Here is a 16,880-nt window from a genome sequence, read left to right as displayed (position 1 = left end):
GGTGACCCTCCGTGAGCCCCAGCCCATCGACGCCGTGCGCGCCCAGTTGATCGACTTCATCGCCGCCGACGCCGTGTTCCACGGAGACTTCACCCTGACGAGCGGCAAGAAGGCCACGTACTACGTCGACCTCCGCAAGGTGAGCCTCGACCACCGGGTCGCGCCGCTCATCGGCCAGGTCATGATCGACGTCATCAAAGACGTGCCCGATGTCTTCGCCGTGGGCGGGCTCACGATGGGCGCAGACCCGATCGCCGCGGCGATCCTGCACCAGGGCGCCGCGCAGGGGCTCGAGTACGACGCCTTCGTCGTGCGCAAGGAGCCGAAAGACCACGGTCGTGGCAAGCAGGTCGAGGGCCCCGACCTCGCCGGCAAGCGAGTCATCGTGCTCGAAGACACCTCGACGACGGGCGGGTCCCCGCTGAAGGCCATCGAGGCGCTGCGCAAGGTCGGTGCCGAGGTCGTGGCCGTGGCCGTGGTCGTCGACCGGGCGACCGGTGCCCGCGAGATCATCGAGGCCGCGGGTGTGCCCTACCTCTACGCCATCGGGCTGGAAGACCTGGGGTTGGCCTGATGAGCGGCGACGGGCACGACTTGGGCGGCGACGGAGCCGATTGGCTCCTCGCCCAGCTGGCGAACGGCACTCCGCCGCAGCGCAGCGACCAGCCCGAGACGCCCGTCGACCCCGACGCCGCAGCGCCGGTACCACCCGCCCGGCCCGTGCCGCCTACGGTGCAGGCCCCGGCCACGCCACCGGTCGCTCCGCCCGGGAGCCAGCGTTCCGCTGCGCCGCGGCGCGAGGAAGTTCTCGACTGGTTCTCCGAGGCTCCTGCCCCGGCCGAGGTCGAGACCCGTGCGCTGCCCGTCATCGGCGGCCCGGTACCGCAGATGCCCATCGCGCCGGATCCTGGCGCGTCGGCGCCGGTCACGCCGTCGGCCCCCGTCGCGCCGTCGGCCCCCGTCGCGCCGTCGGCCCCGGCTGCAGCTCCAACTCCTCCGCCGACGGCGCCGAGCGCCCCGTCATGGACACCGCCCTTCGCGGTCGCGCAGCCGAGGCCGCCCGCGAGCCCGCCCGTCCACCTGACGCAGGTCGAGCCTCCGGTCGGCTCCTCGGCACAGACGCCTGGTCAGGCGCCGGTACCCGGCGGTGCGCCGAGTGTTTCCGCCGCACCCGTGCCGCCCGGAGCTCCGGGCGTGCCCGCGGCGCCCGCGCCGGTACCCCCGGGCCCGGTCACTCCCACGGCTCCGTTCGCGCTGACCTGGGGTGACGAGGCACTCGAGTCCGAAGACTCCATCCGGGCAGCGTTCCGCAGCCTCGCCGAGCCGTCGTCGCCGCTTCCGACATCGTCGTCAGATGCTGCAGCTCACGAGCCGTCCGCCCCGTCGCACGCTGCCGCCACGAGCCAGGCTGTTCCGCCGACACCGCCGACACCGCCGATGCCCGGTGCGCCGGAATCCGCTTCGACCGCCGGTTCCCTGTTCGATCCGGTCGCGCCCGTCGACCCCTCGCCGTTCGCGGGATACTCGGCACCGCCGGTCGCCCGGCAGTCGTTCACCCCGGTCTCTTCGCCGGCGCCGACGCATCCGACCGCACCGGCGAACGCACCCGCCGGCTGGGACGAGCGCCGACCACCAGTCGAGACGCCTGCCGCCAGGTACGACGACGAACTGTGGGCCGCGCTGCACGAGGCGGAACCGACCGCAGAGCCGTCCGCGGCGGCGGCACCGGCGCCGGCGCCGCACGCGGAACCTGGTCGCTTCGCCGCATTCGCGACCGAGGCGACCGACCCGTTCGCGGCGCTGACCGCAGCGACGGCGTTGCCCGTACAGCCGCCGGCGCTCCCGCCCGTGCAGACCTCCGCTCCGGTGTCGACGCCGGAACCCGCATCGAACCCCGTGCCCGAACTCCGTGCCCCGGCCGCCGCGCCCGATCCCGAGTCGCCCGGCGGCTTTCCGTTCCTCGAGGTGCGGGGTGCCGCGGAATCGGCTCGCAGCACCCCGGTCGGCGCTCCGGCACGCGAGGCCGGCGCGTTCAACACCACGCCGTTCCCCGCGTTCGCGTCGGGCTCGAACCGCGGTGATGACGACCCCACTCGCGAGCCGCCCGCTCCCGTCGATGATCTGCTCGCCTCCCTCGGTGGCGGCGGAGCGCGCGGACGCGATGCCGTGCCGCCCGCTCAGCATGGGGCATCCCATGGCGGCGGCTCGACGCCGCCGACCGGCCCCGTGCCCTCAGGTCTCGACGCTCTCGGGCTGGGATTCGACGATGAGGCCGGCGACGACGACCCAGATGGCGAGCCGACGCGCGATGATCACGACGAGGCGTCGGCCACCGGGATCCGCGGCCGATTCTTCGGTCGAGGCGGTGGCGGTGGCGAGTGGCATCCGGATCCCGTTCCCGGTGACGACGACTCGTCGATCTCGCGCGAGATGTCCGAGACCGGGTACTTCTGGAACCTGACTCCAGACCCGAATGCCGAAGACCCCAAGGACCGGCCGGAGGCGGTGGCGACGTCGTTCCTGGCGGCGACCGGCGGTGCCGACGACGGCGCGGACAGCGCAGACGACGGCGCAGTCAGCGCAGACGACGTGAACCCCTTCGCCGAGGCATCCGCGGCGGCATGGCATGACGAACCCGAGGCGGACGTCGCGGCCGAGTCCGACGACCCGGCAACGGATGCCGCCACGGTGATGTTCCCCGCGGTCGACACCCCGACCGCGATCGTCCCGCAGCGCGACGCGCCGTCCGGCGACGTCTCCGGAGACGACCCGCTCGCGGCCCTGTTCGGCGGCGCAGAGGCCGGTCTTGGCGCCGGCGCCGGAGCCGCATACCCTCCGGCGACGGGAATCGACCCCGCGCGGCGACGCGACGCCGAGCAGTCGTTCGGCGCATTCGCCGGCACACCATCCAGCACACCTCCCGGCACCGGCAGCCCGTACTCGACTGGCGGTCCCGCCCGCACCGGTGAGCCGAGTGGGCCTGGTGGCACAGGGGGCGGTGGCGGCGCAGGCGGCGCCGGCGGCGGTCGCGGCGGCAGCGACCCGGGTTCCGGTTCCGCCAAGGGCGGCAACCGCACGGTGCGCACGCTGATCTGGGTCGCCGGCGGTCTCGTCGTGGTGCTCGTGATCGCCGGGCTCTATTTCTTCGGCACGCAATTGGGCGGCAACGGCGGTGGCGCAGAGCAAGCGACGGGCAGCGCGCCGGCGAGTGCGACCGAGACACCCGTCGCGGCGCCGACCGCGCCGCAGCCCGCCGGCGTGCACGCGTGGGACACCCTCTTCGGAGGCGAGTGCCTCGACCCCTTCGTCGACGCGTGGGCAAGCGAGTTCACCGTCGTCGATTGCGCGGCGCCGCACGCGGCCCAGCTCGTGTATCGGGGAACGCTGCCCGGTGACGCCGCTGCACCGTATCCGGGCGAGGCGGAACTCGCTGCGCAGATGCCGATCCTCTGCCAGGCCGCAGGTGTCTTCGAGTTGACGCTCATCGCGGGCATCGGCGACCTGCAGGTGCAGGGCGCCTTCCCGTTGGAGGTGCAGTGGGCCGAGGGCCAGCGCAGCTACTTCTGCTTCGCCAACCGCGCGGGCGGTGAGCCGCTGACGGGACCGATCAACGGCCCCGTGCCGGCGGCCTGACCGGGGTGCACGGCGTGGCCGGATCACCGGTGCGACCGCGCACGGTCGTCGTGTTCGGCTCCCTGAACGTGGATTCGACGAGCTACGTCGAGGCGTTCCCTGCTCCCGGCGAGACGATCCTGGCGCATGGCTTCCAGGTCGCCCTCGGCGGCAAGGGCACGAACCAGGCCGTCGCGGCACATGTCGCCGGCCTTCCGGTCGAGCTGGTCGCTCGTATCGGCGATGACTCGAGCGGCGCCTTCGCACGAGCGACGCTCGAGCGCTTGGGACTGCCGTTGTCGGCGCTCCAGCAGGTGGCGGATGCCACGACGGGCGTCGCGCAGATCACCGTCGCCGACTCCGGTGAGAACACCGTCATCGTCACCGGCGGTGCCAACCTCGCGCTCGCACCGGCGGCGGTCGACGCCGAGCGGGATCGCATCGCCGCAGCCGAGCTCGTGCTCACTCAGGGCGAGTTGCCGGTCGACACGATCGATCGCGTCGCGGCACTCACGGCCGAACTCGGTGTGCGCTTCGTGCTGAACCTCGCGCCGCCGGCACCCGTCGCATCCGCGACGCTGCGCACCGCGGATCCGCTCGTGTTGAACGAGCACGAGGCCAGAGCCGTCGGCGTCGGCACGGATGCCCCGGCCGACGCCTCCCTCGACGACTGGCGCGGGCTCGCGGCATCCGCTGCCGGCGGCATCGCTCGCTCGCTCGTCGTGACGCTCGGTGCTGCGGGCGCCGTGGCGGCCGATTCCACCGGCTCGTGGGCGGCCGCGGCGCCGCACGTGGTCGCGGTCGACACGACGGGCGCCGGCGACGGGTTCACGGGAACGCTCGCGGCGTTCCTCGCCGAGGGCCGGCCACTGCCCGAGGCACTCGGCATCGCGGTCGCGGCCGGCGCACTCGCCGTGCAGGCGCGCGGCACCGTCGACTCCTACGCCCCGCGGGCCGCCGTGCTCGCCGCTGCGCGGGCCCACGCGCAGGCCCGCGGCGCTGCAGAGGCGGACGCAGCCCCGTCCGCACCCGTCACCCACCTGGAATGAGCGCCGCATGACCATCCCCGTGATCATCGACTGCGACCCCGGCCACGACGACGTCTTCGCCCTCTGGCTGGCGGCGGGGCATCCGTCACTCGATCTCGTGGCCGTGACGACCGTCGGCGGCAACGTGCCGCTCGAGCACACGAGCCGCAACGCGCGCATCGCCCTCACGGTCGCCGGCGTGACCGACGTGCCGGTCGCCGCCGGGGCCGCCGGCCCGCTCGTGCGCCGGCTGCAGACCGCCGAGTGGATCCACGGAGAGAACGGGCTCGGCGGCCCCGAGCTGCCCGAGCCGACCGTGCCGCTCGATCAGCGCACGGCGACCGAGCTGATCGCCGACACCCTCATCGCCTCGGCCGAGCCCGTTGCGATCGTCGCGACGGGGCCGATCACGAATGTCGCGGTGCTGCTGCGCGACCGGCCCGACCTCGCCGACCGCATCCGCGAGGTCGTCTGGATGGGCGGGTCGACCGAGCGAGGCAATGTCACGCCGTACGCCGAGTTCAACGCGTGGGTCGACCCCGAGGCGCTCGACCTCGTGGTGCGCAGCGGCGTGCGATTCACCATGGTCGGACTGAACGTCACCCACCGGGCGCTCGTCACCAGCGCCGTACGCGAACGGTTCGCTGCGGTCGGCACCGCCACGTCGGCGTTCGGCGAGGAGCTGTTCGAGTTCTTCTGCCGCACCAACGACGAGGTGTTCGGCATGCCCGACGGGCCACTGCACGATCCCGTCGCCGTCGCCGTGCTCGCCGACCCCGGCTGCATCGGGCTGGTGCGCACCCGACTCGACGTCGAACTCACCGGCACGGAGACGGCCGGAGCCACGAGCGTCGACCTCGACGGCATGCTCGGACGCGAGCCGAATGCGTGGGTCGCGACCGAGATCGACGTCGAACGGTTCTGGGCCGGCGTCGAGGTATCCGTCGCACGGCTCGCCTAGGCTCCGCCGGACTCGGACAGCTCAAGCCGACGAGGCGATGGCCCGTGCGAGTCTCGCCACCGCCTCGTCGACGAGCGCATCGGAGAGGTTGCCGTAGCCGATGACGAGCGCCTCGGTCGACGGTCCGGCGCTCGATGCGCGGTACCTCGTCAGGTCGGTGACCGCCACCTCGAGCGCGGATGCCGCGTCGCGAACTCGGCTCGCGTCGACGCCGAGCGGCAGCTCGAGTACCGCGTGCATGCCCGCGGCGATGCCGGTGACCGTGAGACCGGGCAGCTCTCGTGCGATCGCCGCGAGCAGTGCGGTGCGGCGCCGGCGGAACCGTCCGCGCGCCGCTCGCAGGTGTCGTTCGAGGTCGCCGGCAGCGATGAACTCGGCGAGGGCGGCCTGCTCAAGCGTCGACGGCCTCGACCGGTCCGCGACGGGAATACGCTCGCGAAGCGATCGAGGCATGACCGCCCAGCCGAGTCCGAACCCCTGCGCCATGGATTTCGACAGCGACCCGACGAGCACGGTGCGCTCGGGAGCGAGGCCTTGCAGCGCGGCGATCGGGCGGCGGTCGTAGCGGAACTCGGCGTCGTAGTCGTCCTCGATGAGCACGCCGTCGACCTCGCGGGCCCAGCGCACGATCGCCTCCCGCCGGCCGGGTGACAGCGCCGCACCGAGCGGGAACTGGTGCGCCGGCGTGACGAGCGCCGCACGGGCACCGGTGCGCCGCGCGGCGGCGATGAGGGCGTCGACGTCGACGCCGGCGCCGTCGACCGGCACCGGCACCGGGGTGAGCCCGGCGGCGGCGGCGATCTCGCGGAGGCGTGGCCAGCTCGGGTCCTCGACGAGGATCGCCGTGTGCCCGGTCGAGCGGAGGCCGGTGACGACGCCGGCCATGCCGTCGGTGGCACCGTGGGTGATCACGACGTCGTCAGGTGCAGCGAGCGCGCGTCGAGAGCGGGAGAGATAGTCGGCGACGGCGGTGCGGGCGAGCGGATGCCCCAGCTGATCGACCGCGGCGAACTCCCCGTCGGGCAGGCGCTCGAGGGCCCGTCGCACGGCGCCGGCCCACCGAGCGCGCGGCACGTGCCGGAGGTCGGGCACGCCCGGGCCGAGGTCGAAGCGCGGTCTGCGGAACCCGGCGCGGAGGGGAGCGGGGTCGGCGGTGGCGCCGCCGGTGCTGCCGATCGCCGGAGCGGCGAAGGAGGGGGCGCCGGCAGGGGAAGCGCCGCGAGTGCGCTGCGCGCCGGGTGTCGCCGGCGAAGGCCTGGCGCCGGAGGGCACCCTCGTGCCGGAACCGACGACGGCCTCGAGGAAGCCCTCGGCGACGAGCTGCCCGTACGTCTCGGTGACGACCCAGCGCGACACCCCGAGCGTCTCGGCGAGCGAGCGGCTCGGCGGCAGGGCCGCCCCGGCCGGCAGGCGACCGGAGTGGACTGCGTCGTGGATGGCGCGCTCGAGCCGGTCGCGCAATGGCGCGGAGCCGCCGCCGAGGTCGAGCAGGGTCTCCCATGCGAGTGTGGGCGCGGTGGCCGGGGTGCCACGTGCGGTCTCATGTGCTCGAGACATCCGCCCCCCCCCGATTCGTCTGTGTCGCGCATCCGGCGCGTGGAGAAATTGGTCTGGTGAAACATTCGCTGATTGGAGTGTAGAGCCGAACCGAATGCTTCGTACGCTCGTTTCCGTCAGCCCACCACGCTCCGGAGGAACACATGCGATACCGCACGATCGGCGACGGCCGCACCAGCTTCGACGTCTCGACCATCTGCCTCGGCACGATGCAGATGGGCACGAAGATCGACGAGGCGACCTCGTTCGCGATCCTCGACCGTTTCGTCGAGGCCGGCGGCACGTTCATCGACACCGCCAACAACTACAGCTTCTGGGACAACGGCCATGGCCGCGACAGCGAAGACCTCATCGGTCGCTGGCTCGCGAGCCGCGGCGGCCGCGACCGTCTCCGCATCGCGACGAAGCTCGGCGCCGCCAAGAAAGACCCGGCGCTGCCGCTCTCGAACACCGAGCCGACCAACTTCCAGGGCCTCGGCGCCGATGTCATCTCTCGGGAGGCGCGCGAGAGCGCGAAGCACCTCGGCGTCGACCACCTCGACGTCGTCTACGGGCACGTCGACGATCTCGAGACCCCGCTCGCCGAGACCGTCGGCGCCTTCGGCGCGTTGCAGGACGAAGGCCTGATCGGCATCTCCGGCATCTCGAACGTCGCGGTCTGGCGAGTCGTCGAGGCGCGCGAGGAAGCACTGCGGCAGGGCATCGCGCCCTACGGACTCGTGCAGCAGCAGTACAGCTACATCTACCCGGCGCCGAAGCTCGGCCGCCAGAACTTCGTCACACCCGAGCTGCTCAGCTACGCGGCGTCGACCGGAGCCGACGGGCGACCGCCGCTCGCCGTCACCGCCTACTCGCCGCTGCACCAGGGGGCGCTGAGCCGACTCGACAAGCCGCTGTGGGGCGGGGTGAACCATCCGACCACGCTTGCCCGGCTGCAGCTGCTGCACGAGGTCGCCCGCGACGTCGGCGCGACCCCGAACCAGGTCGCCCTCGCCTGGCTGCTCGGCCGCGAGGTGCCGGTGATCCCCGTGGCGGGTCCGTCGAGCGTCGCGCAGCTCGAAGAGGTGCTCGGCGCCGCCGAGCTCGACCTCGACCCCGAGGTGCGCGAGCGTCTCGACGCCGAGCCCGATGAGGCGTTGCGCGCCGCGTAGGCGATCCCGCTTCGGGACACCTCATCCGCTATTCAGGAGAAAGACGCCGAGTCAGGCTGAAATGAGCAGAATTCGCCTGCATTCGCGACTTTCTCCTGAATAGCGGATGTCGCGGCTCCCGCTCGCGCGACGGGCTCCGGGCGCTAGAGCTCGGTCTCCGCCGGCACCTCGCGCACGAGCTCCGCCACACCTGAGAGGATCTCGTCGGGCCGGAACGGGTACTTCTCGATCTCGGCCTCGTCGCTGATGCCCGTCATCACGAGGATCGTGTGCAGGCCTGCCTCGATGCCCGCCACGATGTCGGTGTCCATGCGGTCGCCGATCATCGCCGTGTTCTCGGAGTGCGCACCGATCTTGTTGAGCGCCGAGCGGAACATCATCGGGTTCGGCTTGCCGACGACGTAGGGCTCCTTGCCCGTGGCCTTCGTGATCAGGGCGGCGATCGCACCGGTCGCCGGCAGCGGACCATCGGCCGAGGGACCGGTGGCATCGGGGTTCGTGACGATGAATCGCGCACCGTTGCCGATCAACCGGATCGCCTTCGTGATCGCCTCGAACGAGTAGTTGCGGGTCTCGCCGACCACGACGAAGTCGGGCGCCGTCTCGGTCATCACGAACCCGGCATCGTGCAGCGCCGTGAGGATGCCGGCCTCGCCGATGACGAACGCCGTGCCGCCCGGCACCTGCTGCTTCAGGAAGTCGGCGGTGGCGAGCGCGCTCGTCCAGATGCGGTCTTCGGGCACGTTGAGACCCGATGCGCGCAGCCTCGCCGAGAGGTCGCGTGCGGTGAAGATCGAATTGTTCGTGAGCACGAGGTAGGGCGTGCCCGCGTCTTCCCACTGCTGCAGCAGGGCGCTCGCGCCCGGCAGTGCGTGGTTCTCGTGCACGAGCACGCCGTCCATGTCGGTCAGCCAGCACTCGACTTCTTCACGTTCTGACATGACCCCAGCCTAGGGCGCGCTCGTCTCGGGTCGATGTCGAGCGGATGTCGCGTGGCCACGAGCTCAGGCGGACAGCCAGATCGCGTCGGCCGCACCGGTCGGCAGAGCAAGGGTCTGGCCGGCGATCCCGATGCGGATGTTCGCGCTGTCGCGGCCGGCGACGATCTCGAGCTCGATGCCGGGTCGCACGCCCGCTACCTCGAGTGCCCGCAGCAACTCGGGGTCTCGGTCGCTGATGCGGATCACGCGCCCTCGGTGGCCGTCGCCGGCCTCGTCGGCGCGCACGAATGGCTCGGCCGCGATCGACCCGTCGGCTCCGGGAATCGGGTCGCCGTGCGGGTCGCGCCGCGGGCGGCCGAGCCGTGCGTCGATCGCCTCGAGGAGCCGGTCGGAGATCGAGTGCTCGAGGATCTCGGCCTCGTCGTGCACCTCGTCCCACGCGTACCCCATCTCGTCGACGAGCCACGTCTCGATGAGCCGGTGCCGACGCACGACCGCGAGGGCTCGAGCGGTGCCGGCCTCGGTGAGGCGCACGGCGCCGTACGGCACGTGCGAGACGAGACCGGCCACCGCCATCTTCTTGACCATCTCGGTGACCGACGACGGGGCGACGCCGAGGCGTGCCGCGAGTACCGACGGCGTGATGGGGTCGGGCTGCCATTCGGTGTGCGCGTACACCGTCTTCAGGTAGTCCTCGATCGCGGGGCTCGTTGCAGGCATCGGCCTCAGGATATCCGTGCGCCGCCTGTGCGCCACGACAGCGGTCTCCCGAGGAGGCGGAAACACGCCCTCCTGACGTCGGCTGAGGGCGTGTTTCCGCCCACTCAGGAGGTGGGCGGCCACCTGCGGTGGAGGCCAGACGAGTGAATCGTGTCAATTCGTCCGCCGGTGTCTTGACCCACCCCCGTTCAGGGGGCTACATTCGGGTCCGCACGGAAAGCGCTATCCCACCGACGGGCGACTCGCCCAGAGAAGGATTCGACGATGAATCTCGGCACCCATCCGTTCCGCACCGCGTTGGCGGCGGCCGCCGCCGGCTGCCTGATCGCCGGCGTCGCGCAACCCGCGACCGCCGCGCCGATGCCGACCGCCGCGCCGATGCCGGCCGCCGCGTCGGCCGCCGGCGCCGCCCACCAGCGCGCGCCGCAACTCGAGGCGCTCGACCGCGGCCTCGTCGCCGTCTCCACGAGCGAGGGCGTCTTCCTCAGCTGGCGACTGCTCGGCTCAGAGGCGACGGGAACGACCGAGACGGGCCTCGCCGGGCCCGACTTCGCGGTCTACCGCGACGGCACGAAGATCGCGACCGTGGGTGACAGCACGAACTACGCCGACGCCGCCGGCACCGCGAGCGCGCAGTACACCGTCGCCCCGGTCGTGAACGGCGTCGAACTCCCGGCGAGCGCCGCGACATCCGCCTGGGCCCAGGGCTTCCACGACCTGCCGCTGCAGAAGCCCGCCGACGGGGTCACGCCTCGCGGCGAGGCGTTCACCTACTCGGCCAACGACGTCGCGGTCGGCGACGTCGACGGCGACGGCGACTACGAGTTCGTGGTCAAGTGGGACCCGTCGAACTCGAAGGACGTCTCGCAGGTCGGTTACACCGGCACCGTCTACCTCGACACCTACGAGCTCGACGGCACCCTGCTGAACCGCATCGACCTCGGCGTGAACATCCGCGCCGGCGCGCACTACACCCAGTTCACGGTCTACGACTTCGACGGCGACGGCCGCGCCGAGACGATGCTGAAGACGGCGCCCGGCACGAAGTCGACGGGCTACGCCGCCGACGGCACCGTCACGAACGAGGGTTACGTGACCATGCCCGAGACGGATGTCGCAGCGGGCTACACGCACGCCGACGACTACCGCATGAGCGCCGCCGACTACCACGAGCACCTCGTGGCGATGTTCGAGGGCTGGACGGAGCATCCCGAGGTCGTCGCCGGCAACTGGCCGGCGACGCTCGAAGAGGCGTTCGGCGAGCCCGTGACGCACGAGTACCCGCTCTCGCACGAGAGCGCCGTCGAGCTCGTCGACCACTTCATCGACGTCTACGCCCCCGCCCGCAGTGCCCGCAACGCGCTGCGCAACTTCGAGGGCTTCATCGTCGACGGCCCCGAGTACCTGACGGTCTTCGACGGCGCGACCGGTGCCGAGCTCGACACCGTGCCGTACGAACCCGGTCGCGGAGACGACGGCCTGCTCTGGGGTGACTACGCGATGTCCCGCATCGAACCGGGCAACCGCGTCGACCGCTTCCTCGCCGGGGTCGCGTACCTCGACGGCAAGCACCCCTCGGCGGTCTTCGCCCGCGGCTACTACACGCGCTCGACGATCGCCACGTACGACTGGAACGGCGAATCGCTCACGCAGCGATGGCTCGTCGACAGCGGCCACGCGCCGATGACGAACCCGTTCAACGACGGGCCGCACGGGCGCGACGGCACCGACCCGGTGTACGGCTCGATCACGACGCAGGGCTTCCACTCGCTGAGCGCGGCCGACGTCGACGGCGACGGCAAGCAGGAGATCGTCTACGGCTCGGCCACGATCGACGATGACGGCGGGCTGCTCTACAGCTCGTTCGACGTGCTGCCCGAGGGCAGCTCGGCGCCCGGAACCGAGGCCCGTCTGGGTCACGGCGACGCGATGCACGTGACCGACATCGACCCCGCGCGTCCCGGGCTCGAGATCTTCACGGTGCACGAGGGTGCGAGCAGTGCGCCCTACGGCACGTCGATGCGGGTTGCCGCGACTGGCGAGGTGCTCTTCGGCGCCTACTCCGGCCGCGACACCGGCCGCGGCATGATCGGCGACGTGCGCAGCGACGTGCCCGGCATCGAGGCGTGGTCGAGCATGCCCGGCGGCACCGAGGCGAGCGGGCTGCTGTCGTCGACCGGCGAAGTGCTCTCGGCGGCGACGCCCGGCACGAACATGTCGATCCGCTGGGCCGCCGACCTCACGACGCAGATCGTGAACGGCAGCGGCACCGCCACCCCGACGATCGACGACTGGACCCGCGGCACCCTGCTCACGGCCACCGGCACGCTCACGAACAACGGCACGAAGGGCAACCCCTCGCTCGTCGCCGACGTGCTCGGCGACTGGCGTGAAGAGCTGCTCGTGCGCACGACCGACTCGAGCGCGCTGCGCATCTACACGAGTAGCGAGGTGACGACGCACAAGCTCACGACACTCATGCACGACGCGCAGTACCGGGTCGAGTCGGCTCGGCAGCAGACCACCTACAACCAGCCGTCGTACACGAGCTACTACCTGGCGAGCGATGTCGACTGGTCGAAGGTGCCGCTGCTCACGACGCCGGTCGAACCGAAGTCACCGCGCTTCATCGATATCAGGGGGTACCTGCTCGACTTCTTCTTCGTGCCGGTCGATCGTGACGTCGACTACTACCGCGACGGCGTGCTGCTGCGTGCCGGTCTGCACAAGGCGCCACGCTCCGAAGTGAGCATCGTCGCGGTGCCGAAGCCGTTCCGAGCGATCGCCGAGGGGGCCGAGTCGACCTGGACCCACGACTTCAGCTCACGTCGCTGATCGGTCGAACGTACTGAGCCCGACCCGCTGAGCGGGCAGAAACACGCCCTCGCGGTGGCCGCCGAGGGCGTGTTTCTGCCGTGTCACGGGTGTTGGCGGGCGTCAGGCGCCGGTGAACACGAGCCAGAGCAGCACACCGTTCAGCGTGATCAGGAACACCGAAGCCGCGACGCCGGCCGTCGTCGTCAGCCAGTGGTTCTTCCACTGCCCGAGCACACCGGCCTTCGCCGTGAGCACCACGAGCGGCACGAGCGCGAAGGGGATGCCGAAGGACAGCACGACCTGGCTCAGCACGAGCGAGAGCGTCGGGTCGAACCCGAGCCACAGGATCGCGAGCGCCGGGATCAGCGTCACGAGCCGTCGGAAGAGCAGCGGCACGCGCACGCGCAGCAGCCCGTGCATGATCTCCGCCCCGGCATAGGCGCCGACGGAGGTCGAGGCGAGCCCGGAGGCGAGGAGGCCCACGGCGAAGAGGGTCGCGATGACCGGCCCGAGTGCCACGCCGAGCGCCGCGTAGGCACCCTCGAGGCTGTCGGTGCCGCTGACGCCCGCGAGGTTCACCGCGGCGAGCAGCAGGATGCAGAGGTTCACGGTGCCGGCGATCGCCATGGCGATCGAGACGTCCCAGCGGGTCGCCCGCAGCAGCAGCCCGGTCGGCACGTCGGTCGCGGTGCCCGGCAGCAGCGCCGGGGCATCCGCGCCGCGGCGGATGCCGAAGCCGTGCCAGGCGGGCTTCGGAGCCGCCCCGCCGGGCTGGGTGGTCAGCGCGGCTGGGCGCCGGGTCGCGAAGCGATCGCGGCTGAGCGCCGAGTGCGCGTAGATCGCGTGGGGCATGATCGTCGCGCCGAGGATCGAAGCCGCGAGAAGCACCGAGTTCGTGTCGGCGAAGCGCGGCACGAGCCCGGCGAAGAGTCCGCCGGGGTCGGGCGGAGCGACGAAGACGCCGACGGTGAAGCCGATCGCGATGATCGCGAGCAGTCCCATGATGACGAACTCGAAGGTGCGCGGGCCGCGCCGCGACTGCACCACGAGCAGCACGATCGACACCGTGCCCGTGATCAGTCCGCCCCAGAGGAGGGGGACGCCGAAGAGCAGGTTGAGCGCGACGGCACCGCCGATGACCTCGGCGAGGTCGGTCGCCATCGCGACGAGTTCGGCCTGCAGCCAGTAGGCACGACGCCCCCAGCGGTTGCCGATGCGGGTGCCGAGCACCTCGGGAAGGCTGCGCCCGGTGACGATGCCGAGCTTCGCCGAGAGGTACTGGATGAGCCAGGCCATGACATTGCCGAGCACGACGACCCACACGAGCAGGTAGCCGTACTGCGCGCCGGCCGTCATGTTGCTCGCGACGTTGCCCGGGTCGAGATAGGCGACACCGGCGACGAGCGCCGGGCCGATCAGCCAGGCGACGCGGGGCACGGATGCGGCACGCACGCGCCCCTCTCCGGCGTCGAGTTCGGTGCCGCCCTCGGTCGGAGTGCTGGGCGCGGCGGGTTGATCGGCGAACGTTTTCGGCATACCGAAAACATAGCAATTTTTCGGCGTACCGAAAAGTGGCGATCGGCGCTGCTGGTCGCCGAGCTGTCACCCGGCCCGGGGGATACCGGCGCGCGCGGAGTGCGAGTAGCTTGCTGCTCGTCGGCGACCGGCGGTCGCATCGTGCCGCGGGCTTCGACACTGAACCCGAAAGTCACACCACAGAGAGGTGGAGTGCCATGAAGCGAGTCACGATCGGATGCGTCGTCGCATTGGGTCTCGTGCTGGGCGGCGCGAGCGCCGCGTTCGCCGGCGAGACCAATGGAAACGGCGACCCCATCCCCGGCGCGCACAACGCCCGCTCGGCGTGCGCCTTCTCAGGGCAGGACCTGCCCGACGCCGAAGAGAATCAACCCCCCGAGTTCGACGACGACTTCGTCACCGACGGGCGTGTGCAGAGCTACGGCCGATGGGTCAGCCACGGATTCAAGGGCGACGTTCCGAGTCCCGGCGAGGCCTGCCGCGGCAACCTCGCGTTCCCCGAGTAGTCCTCGAACGCGCCGTTCACGTGCGCCACAGGTAGCGTGGTGCGCGTGAACGACGACGCGCCCGCGGCATCCGATGCCGAGCCGACCATGATGCAGCACGGCATCGGCCCGTGGCCCGGTGGCGAGGTCGCGTGGCCCGATGACGAGCACTACGACCCCGAACTGCTCGAACACGGCGACACCCGAAACGTCATCGACCGATACCGGTACTGGCGAATGGACGCGATCGTCGCCGACCTCGACGAGCACCGGCACGCGTTCCACGTCGCCATCGAGAACTGGCAGCACGACATGAATATCGGCTCGATCGTGCGCAGTGCCAACGCGTTCGCGGCCGACACCGTGCACATCATCGGCCGGCGTCGCTGGAACAAGCGCGGCGCGATGGTCACCGACCGCTACCAGCATGTCGAGTACCACCCCGATGTCGCGGCGTTCGCCGAGTGGGCGCACGCGGCATCCGTGCCCGTCATCGCCGTCGACAACATCGAGGGATCCGTGCCGATCGAGGCGTTCGCGTGGCCCGAGCGCTGCGTGCTGCTGTTCGGGCAGGAGGGGCCGGGGCTCTCGCCCGAGGCGACCGCTGCCGCCGATGCGGTCGTCGAGATCACCCAGTACGGTTCGACCCGCTCGCTCAACGCGAGCGCGGCGGCGGCCATCGCGATGCACTCGTGGATGCTCGCCCACGCCGTGCCGCCGTCGATCGAGTAGCGAGCGCCAGCGAGCGTATCGAGATCCGGCGCGTGGTCTCGATACGCTCCTTCGTCGCGACTCGACCGGCGGATGGTTCGTCGCGACTCGACCGGTCGTCTCTGACAGACTTGGCGCGATGACGGTCATCGACAACGCGATCTACCGCGACGGCGCGCGCGTCGCGACTCCGACGAGCCTCGACGAGACGTTCGAGTCCCGAGCCGAGCACGGCGGATTCGCCTGGATCGGCCTGTACCACCCCACTGCCGACGAACTCGATGCCGTCGCGACCGAGTTCGGCCTGCACGCGCTCGCCGTCGAAGACGCCCGCAAGGGCCACCAGCGGGCGAAGCTCGAGCGCTACGGTGACGCACTCTTCATCGTGCTGCGCCCGGCCCGCTACCTCGACGCCGAAGAAGAGGTCGAGTTCGGTGAGCTGCACCTGTTCGTCGGCGCCGACTACGCCATCACCGTGCGCCGCGCCGAGGTGCCCGACATCGCGAAGGTGCGCCATCGTCTCGAGAGCACGCCTGATCTGCTCGCGAAGGGCCCCGAGGCGGTGCTCTACGCGATCCTCGACGAGGTCGTCGACGGCTACGCGCCGGTGCTCGCCGGACTCGAGAACGACATCGACGAGATCGAGGAACAGCTCTTCGACGGGGACCCGATGGTCACGCGTCGCATCTACGACCTCGCGAGCGAGGTCATGGAGTTCCAGCGCGCCACGCGCCCGCTCATCGACATGTTCCAAGCCCTCGAGCGCGGGTTCGAGAAGTACGGCGTCGACGTCGAGCTGCAGCGCTACCTGCGCGACGTGCTCGACCACGTCATCCGCGCCGTCGAGCGGGGCGAGTCATTCCGGCAGCTGCTGCAGAACGCCCTCACGGTGCACGCGACCCTCGTCGGCCAGCGTCAGAACGACGAGATGAAGCGCCTCACCGAGACGAGCCTCGCGCAGAGCGAGCAGACGAAGAAGATCTCGAGCTGGGCGGCCATCCTCTTCGCGCCCACCCTGGTCGGCACGATCTACGGCATGAACTTCACGCACATGCCCGAGTTGAGCTGGGCGCTCGGCTACCCGTTCGCCGTGCTGCTCATGGTGCTGCTCGGCGTGGGCCTCTACAGCGTCTTCAAAAGCCGCAACTGGCTCTGAGCGAGCGGATGCCGCGTACCGGGCCGTCTCGACCGTCGCCCCTTCCCGCGGCATCCGATCGCCGTTAGCGTTGGGTCATGACCGAGATCACCGATGATCTGCCCGCTCGACTCATGCACGAAGAGCACGCCGCGTGGCGGGCGATCGTCGAGGGGCGCGGGGGTGAGCACTATCAGCGCGCCATGACGCGCGACGCCCTCATGAT

The 16,880-nt window shown here is 71.2% G+C and carries 13 protein-coding genes; 9 read left to right on the top strand and 4 right to left on the bottom strand.

Annotated features, from left to right (window positions below; all coding sequences use genetic code 11):
• Nucleotide 1: 1 nt before the first annotated feature.
• The 4 genes from pyrE to AC6CH0_RS03695 are packed head-to-tail and all read left to right on the top strand — an operon-like array spanning nucleotide 2 to nucleotide 5,601.
• A complete protein-coding gene (gene pyrE / locus AC6CH0_RS03710) occupies nucleotides 2-574 on the top strand; it encodes an orotate phosphoribosyltransferase (protein ID WP_498098342.1) in 573 nt (190 codons plus the stop codon).
• Nucleotides 574-3,633: a hypothetical protein gene (locus tag AC6CH0_RS03705; protein ID WP_498098341.1), complete on the top strand. Its 3,060-nt coding sequence runs from the start codon at nucleotides 574-576 to the stop codon at nucleotides 3,631-3,633. The genes pyrE and AC6CH0_RS03705 overlap by 1 nt, the downstream gene beginning before the upstream one ends.
• A gap of 14 nt (nucleotides 3,634-3,647) precedes the next feature.
• On the top strand, nucleotides 3,648-4,661 hold the full coding sequence (locus AC6CH0_RS03700) for a ribokinase (protein WP_498098340.1): 1,014 nt from the start codon (nucleotides 3,648-3,650) through the stop codon (nucleotides 4,659-4,661).
• A 7-nt stretch (nucleotides 4,662-4,668) separates the two neighbouring features.
• A complete protein-coding gene (locus AC6CH0_RS03695; protein ID WP_498098339.1) occupies nucleotides 4,669-5,601 on the top strand; it encodes a nucleoside hydrolase in 933 nt (310 codons plus the stop codon).
• A 21-nt stretch (nucleotides 5,602-5,622) separates the two neighbouring features.
• Here the strand turns inward: AC6CH0_RS03695 and pdxR are convergent, their stop codons facing one another.
• Complete coding sequence (gene pdxR / locus AC6CH0_RS03690; protein WP_498098338.1) at nucleotides 5,623-7,158, bottom strand: MocR-like pyridoxine biosynthesis transcription factor PdxR; 1,536 nt, start codon at nucleotides 7,156-7,158, stop codon at nucleotides 5,623-5,625.
• A 143-nt stretch (nucleotides 7,159-7,301) separates the two neighbouring features.
• Here pdxR and AC6CH0_RS03685 point away from each other — a divergent pair, with 143 nt between their 5' ends.
• The gene (locus AC6CH0_RS03685; RefSeq protein ID WP_498098337.1) at nucleotides 7,302-8,309 is read left to right on the top strand and encodes an aldo/keto reductase; all 1,008 of its coding nucleotides are present in this window, start codon (nucleotides 7,302-7,304) and stop codon (nucleotides 8,307-8,309) included.
• A 143-nt stretch (nucleotides 8,310-8,452) separates the two neighbouring features.
• Here the strand turns inward: AC6CH0_RS03685 and AC6CH0_RS03680 are convergent, their stop codons facing one another.
• Nucleotides 8,453-9,250: an HAD-IIA family hydrolase gene (locus AC6CH0_RS03680; protein WP_498098336.1), complete on the bottom strand. Its 798-nt coding sequence runs from the start codon at nucleotides 9,248-9,250 to the stop codon at nucleotides 8,453-8,455.
• A gap of 63 nt (nucleotides 9,251-9,313) precedes the next feature.
• Nucleotides 9,314-9,970, bottom strand: a complete 657-nt coding sequence (locus tag AC6CH0_RS03675) for a metal-dependent transcriptional regulator (protein ID WP_498098335.1) — start codon at nucleotides 9,968-9,970, stop codon at nucleotides 9,314-9,316.
• Nucleotides 9,971-10,234: 264 nt separating this feature from the next.
• On the opposite strand from AC6CH0_RS03675, the gene AC6CH0_RS03670 reads away from it, so the two are divergent.
• Nucleotides 10,235-12,805, top strand: a complete 2,571-nt coding sequence (locus AC6CH0_RS03670) for a rhamnogalacturonan lyase (protein ID WP_498098334.1) — start codon at nucleotides 10,235-10,237, stop codon at nucleotides 12,803-12,805.
• A 102-nt stretch (nucleotides 12,806-12,907) separates the two neighbouring features.
• Here AC6CH0_RS03670 and AC6CH0_RS03665 read toward each other — a convergent pair whose 3' ends face one another.
• On the bottom strand, nucleotides 12,908-14,323 hold the full coding sequence (locus AC6CH0_RS03665) for an Nramp family divalent metal transporter (RefSeq protein WP_498098333.1): 1,416 nt from the start codon (nucleotides 14,321-14,323) through the stop codon (nucleotides 12,908-12,910).
• 197 nt (nucleotides 14,324-14,520) lie between these two features.
• Between AC6CH0_RS03665 and AC6CH0_RS03660 the strand changes: the two genes are divergently transcribed.
• The 3 genes from AC6CH0_RS03660 to AC6CH0_RS03650 all read left to right on the top strand — a co-directional run bounded on the left by AC6CH0_RS03660 (nucleotide 14,521) and on the right by AC6CH0_RS03650 (nucleotide 16,675).
• On the top strand, nucleotides 14,521-14,829 hold the full coding sequence (locus tag AC6CH0_RS03660) for a hypothetical protein (RefSeq protein ID WP_498098332.1): 309 nt from the start codon (nucleotides 14,521-14,523) through the stop codon (nucleotides 14,827-14,829).
• Nucleotides 14,830-14,916: 87 nt separating this feature from the next.
• Entirely contained in the window at nucleotides 14,917-15,540 is a 624-nt protein-coding gene (locus tag AC6CH0_RS03655; RefSeq protein ID WP_498101010.1) for a TrmH family RNA methyltransferase, read from the top strand.
• Between the two features lie 118 nt (nucleotides 15,541-15,658).
• Entirely contained in the window at nucleotides 15,659-16,675 is a 1,017-nt protein-coding gene (locus AC6CH0_RS03650) for a magnesium and cobalt transport protein CorA (protein ID WP_498098331.1), read from the top strand.
• Nucleotides 16,676-16,880 lie beyond the last annotated feature (205 nt).

The sequence above is a fragment of the Agromyces sp. GQ35 genome (assembly GCF_059758475.1).
Note: the sequence above shows the minus strand (reverse complement) of the source record. Positions and strands in the feature narration are given on the sequence as shown.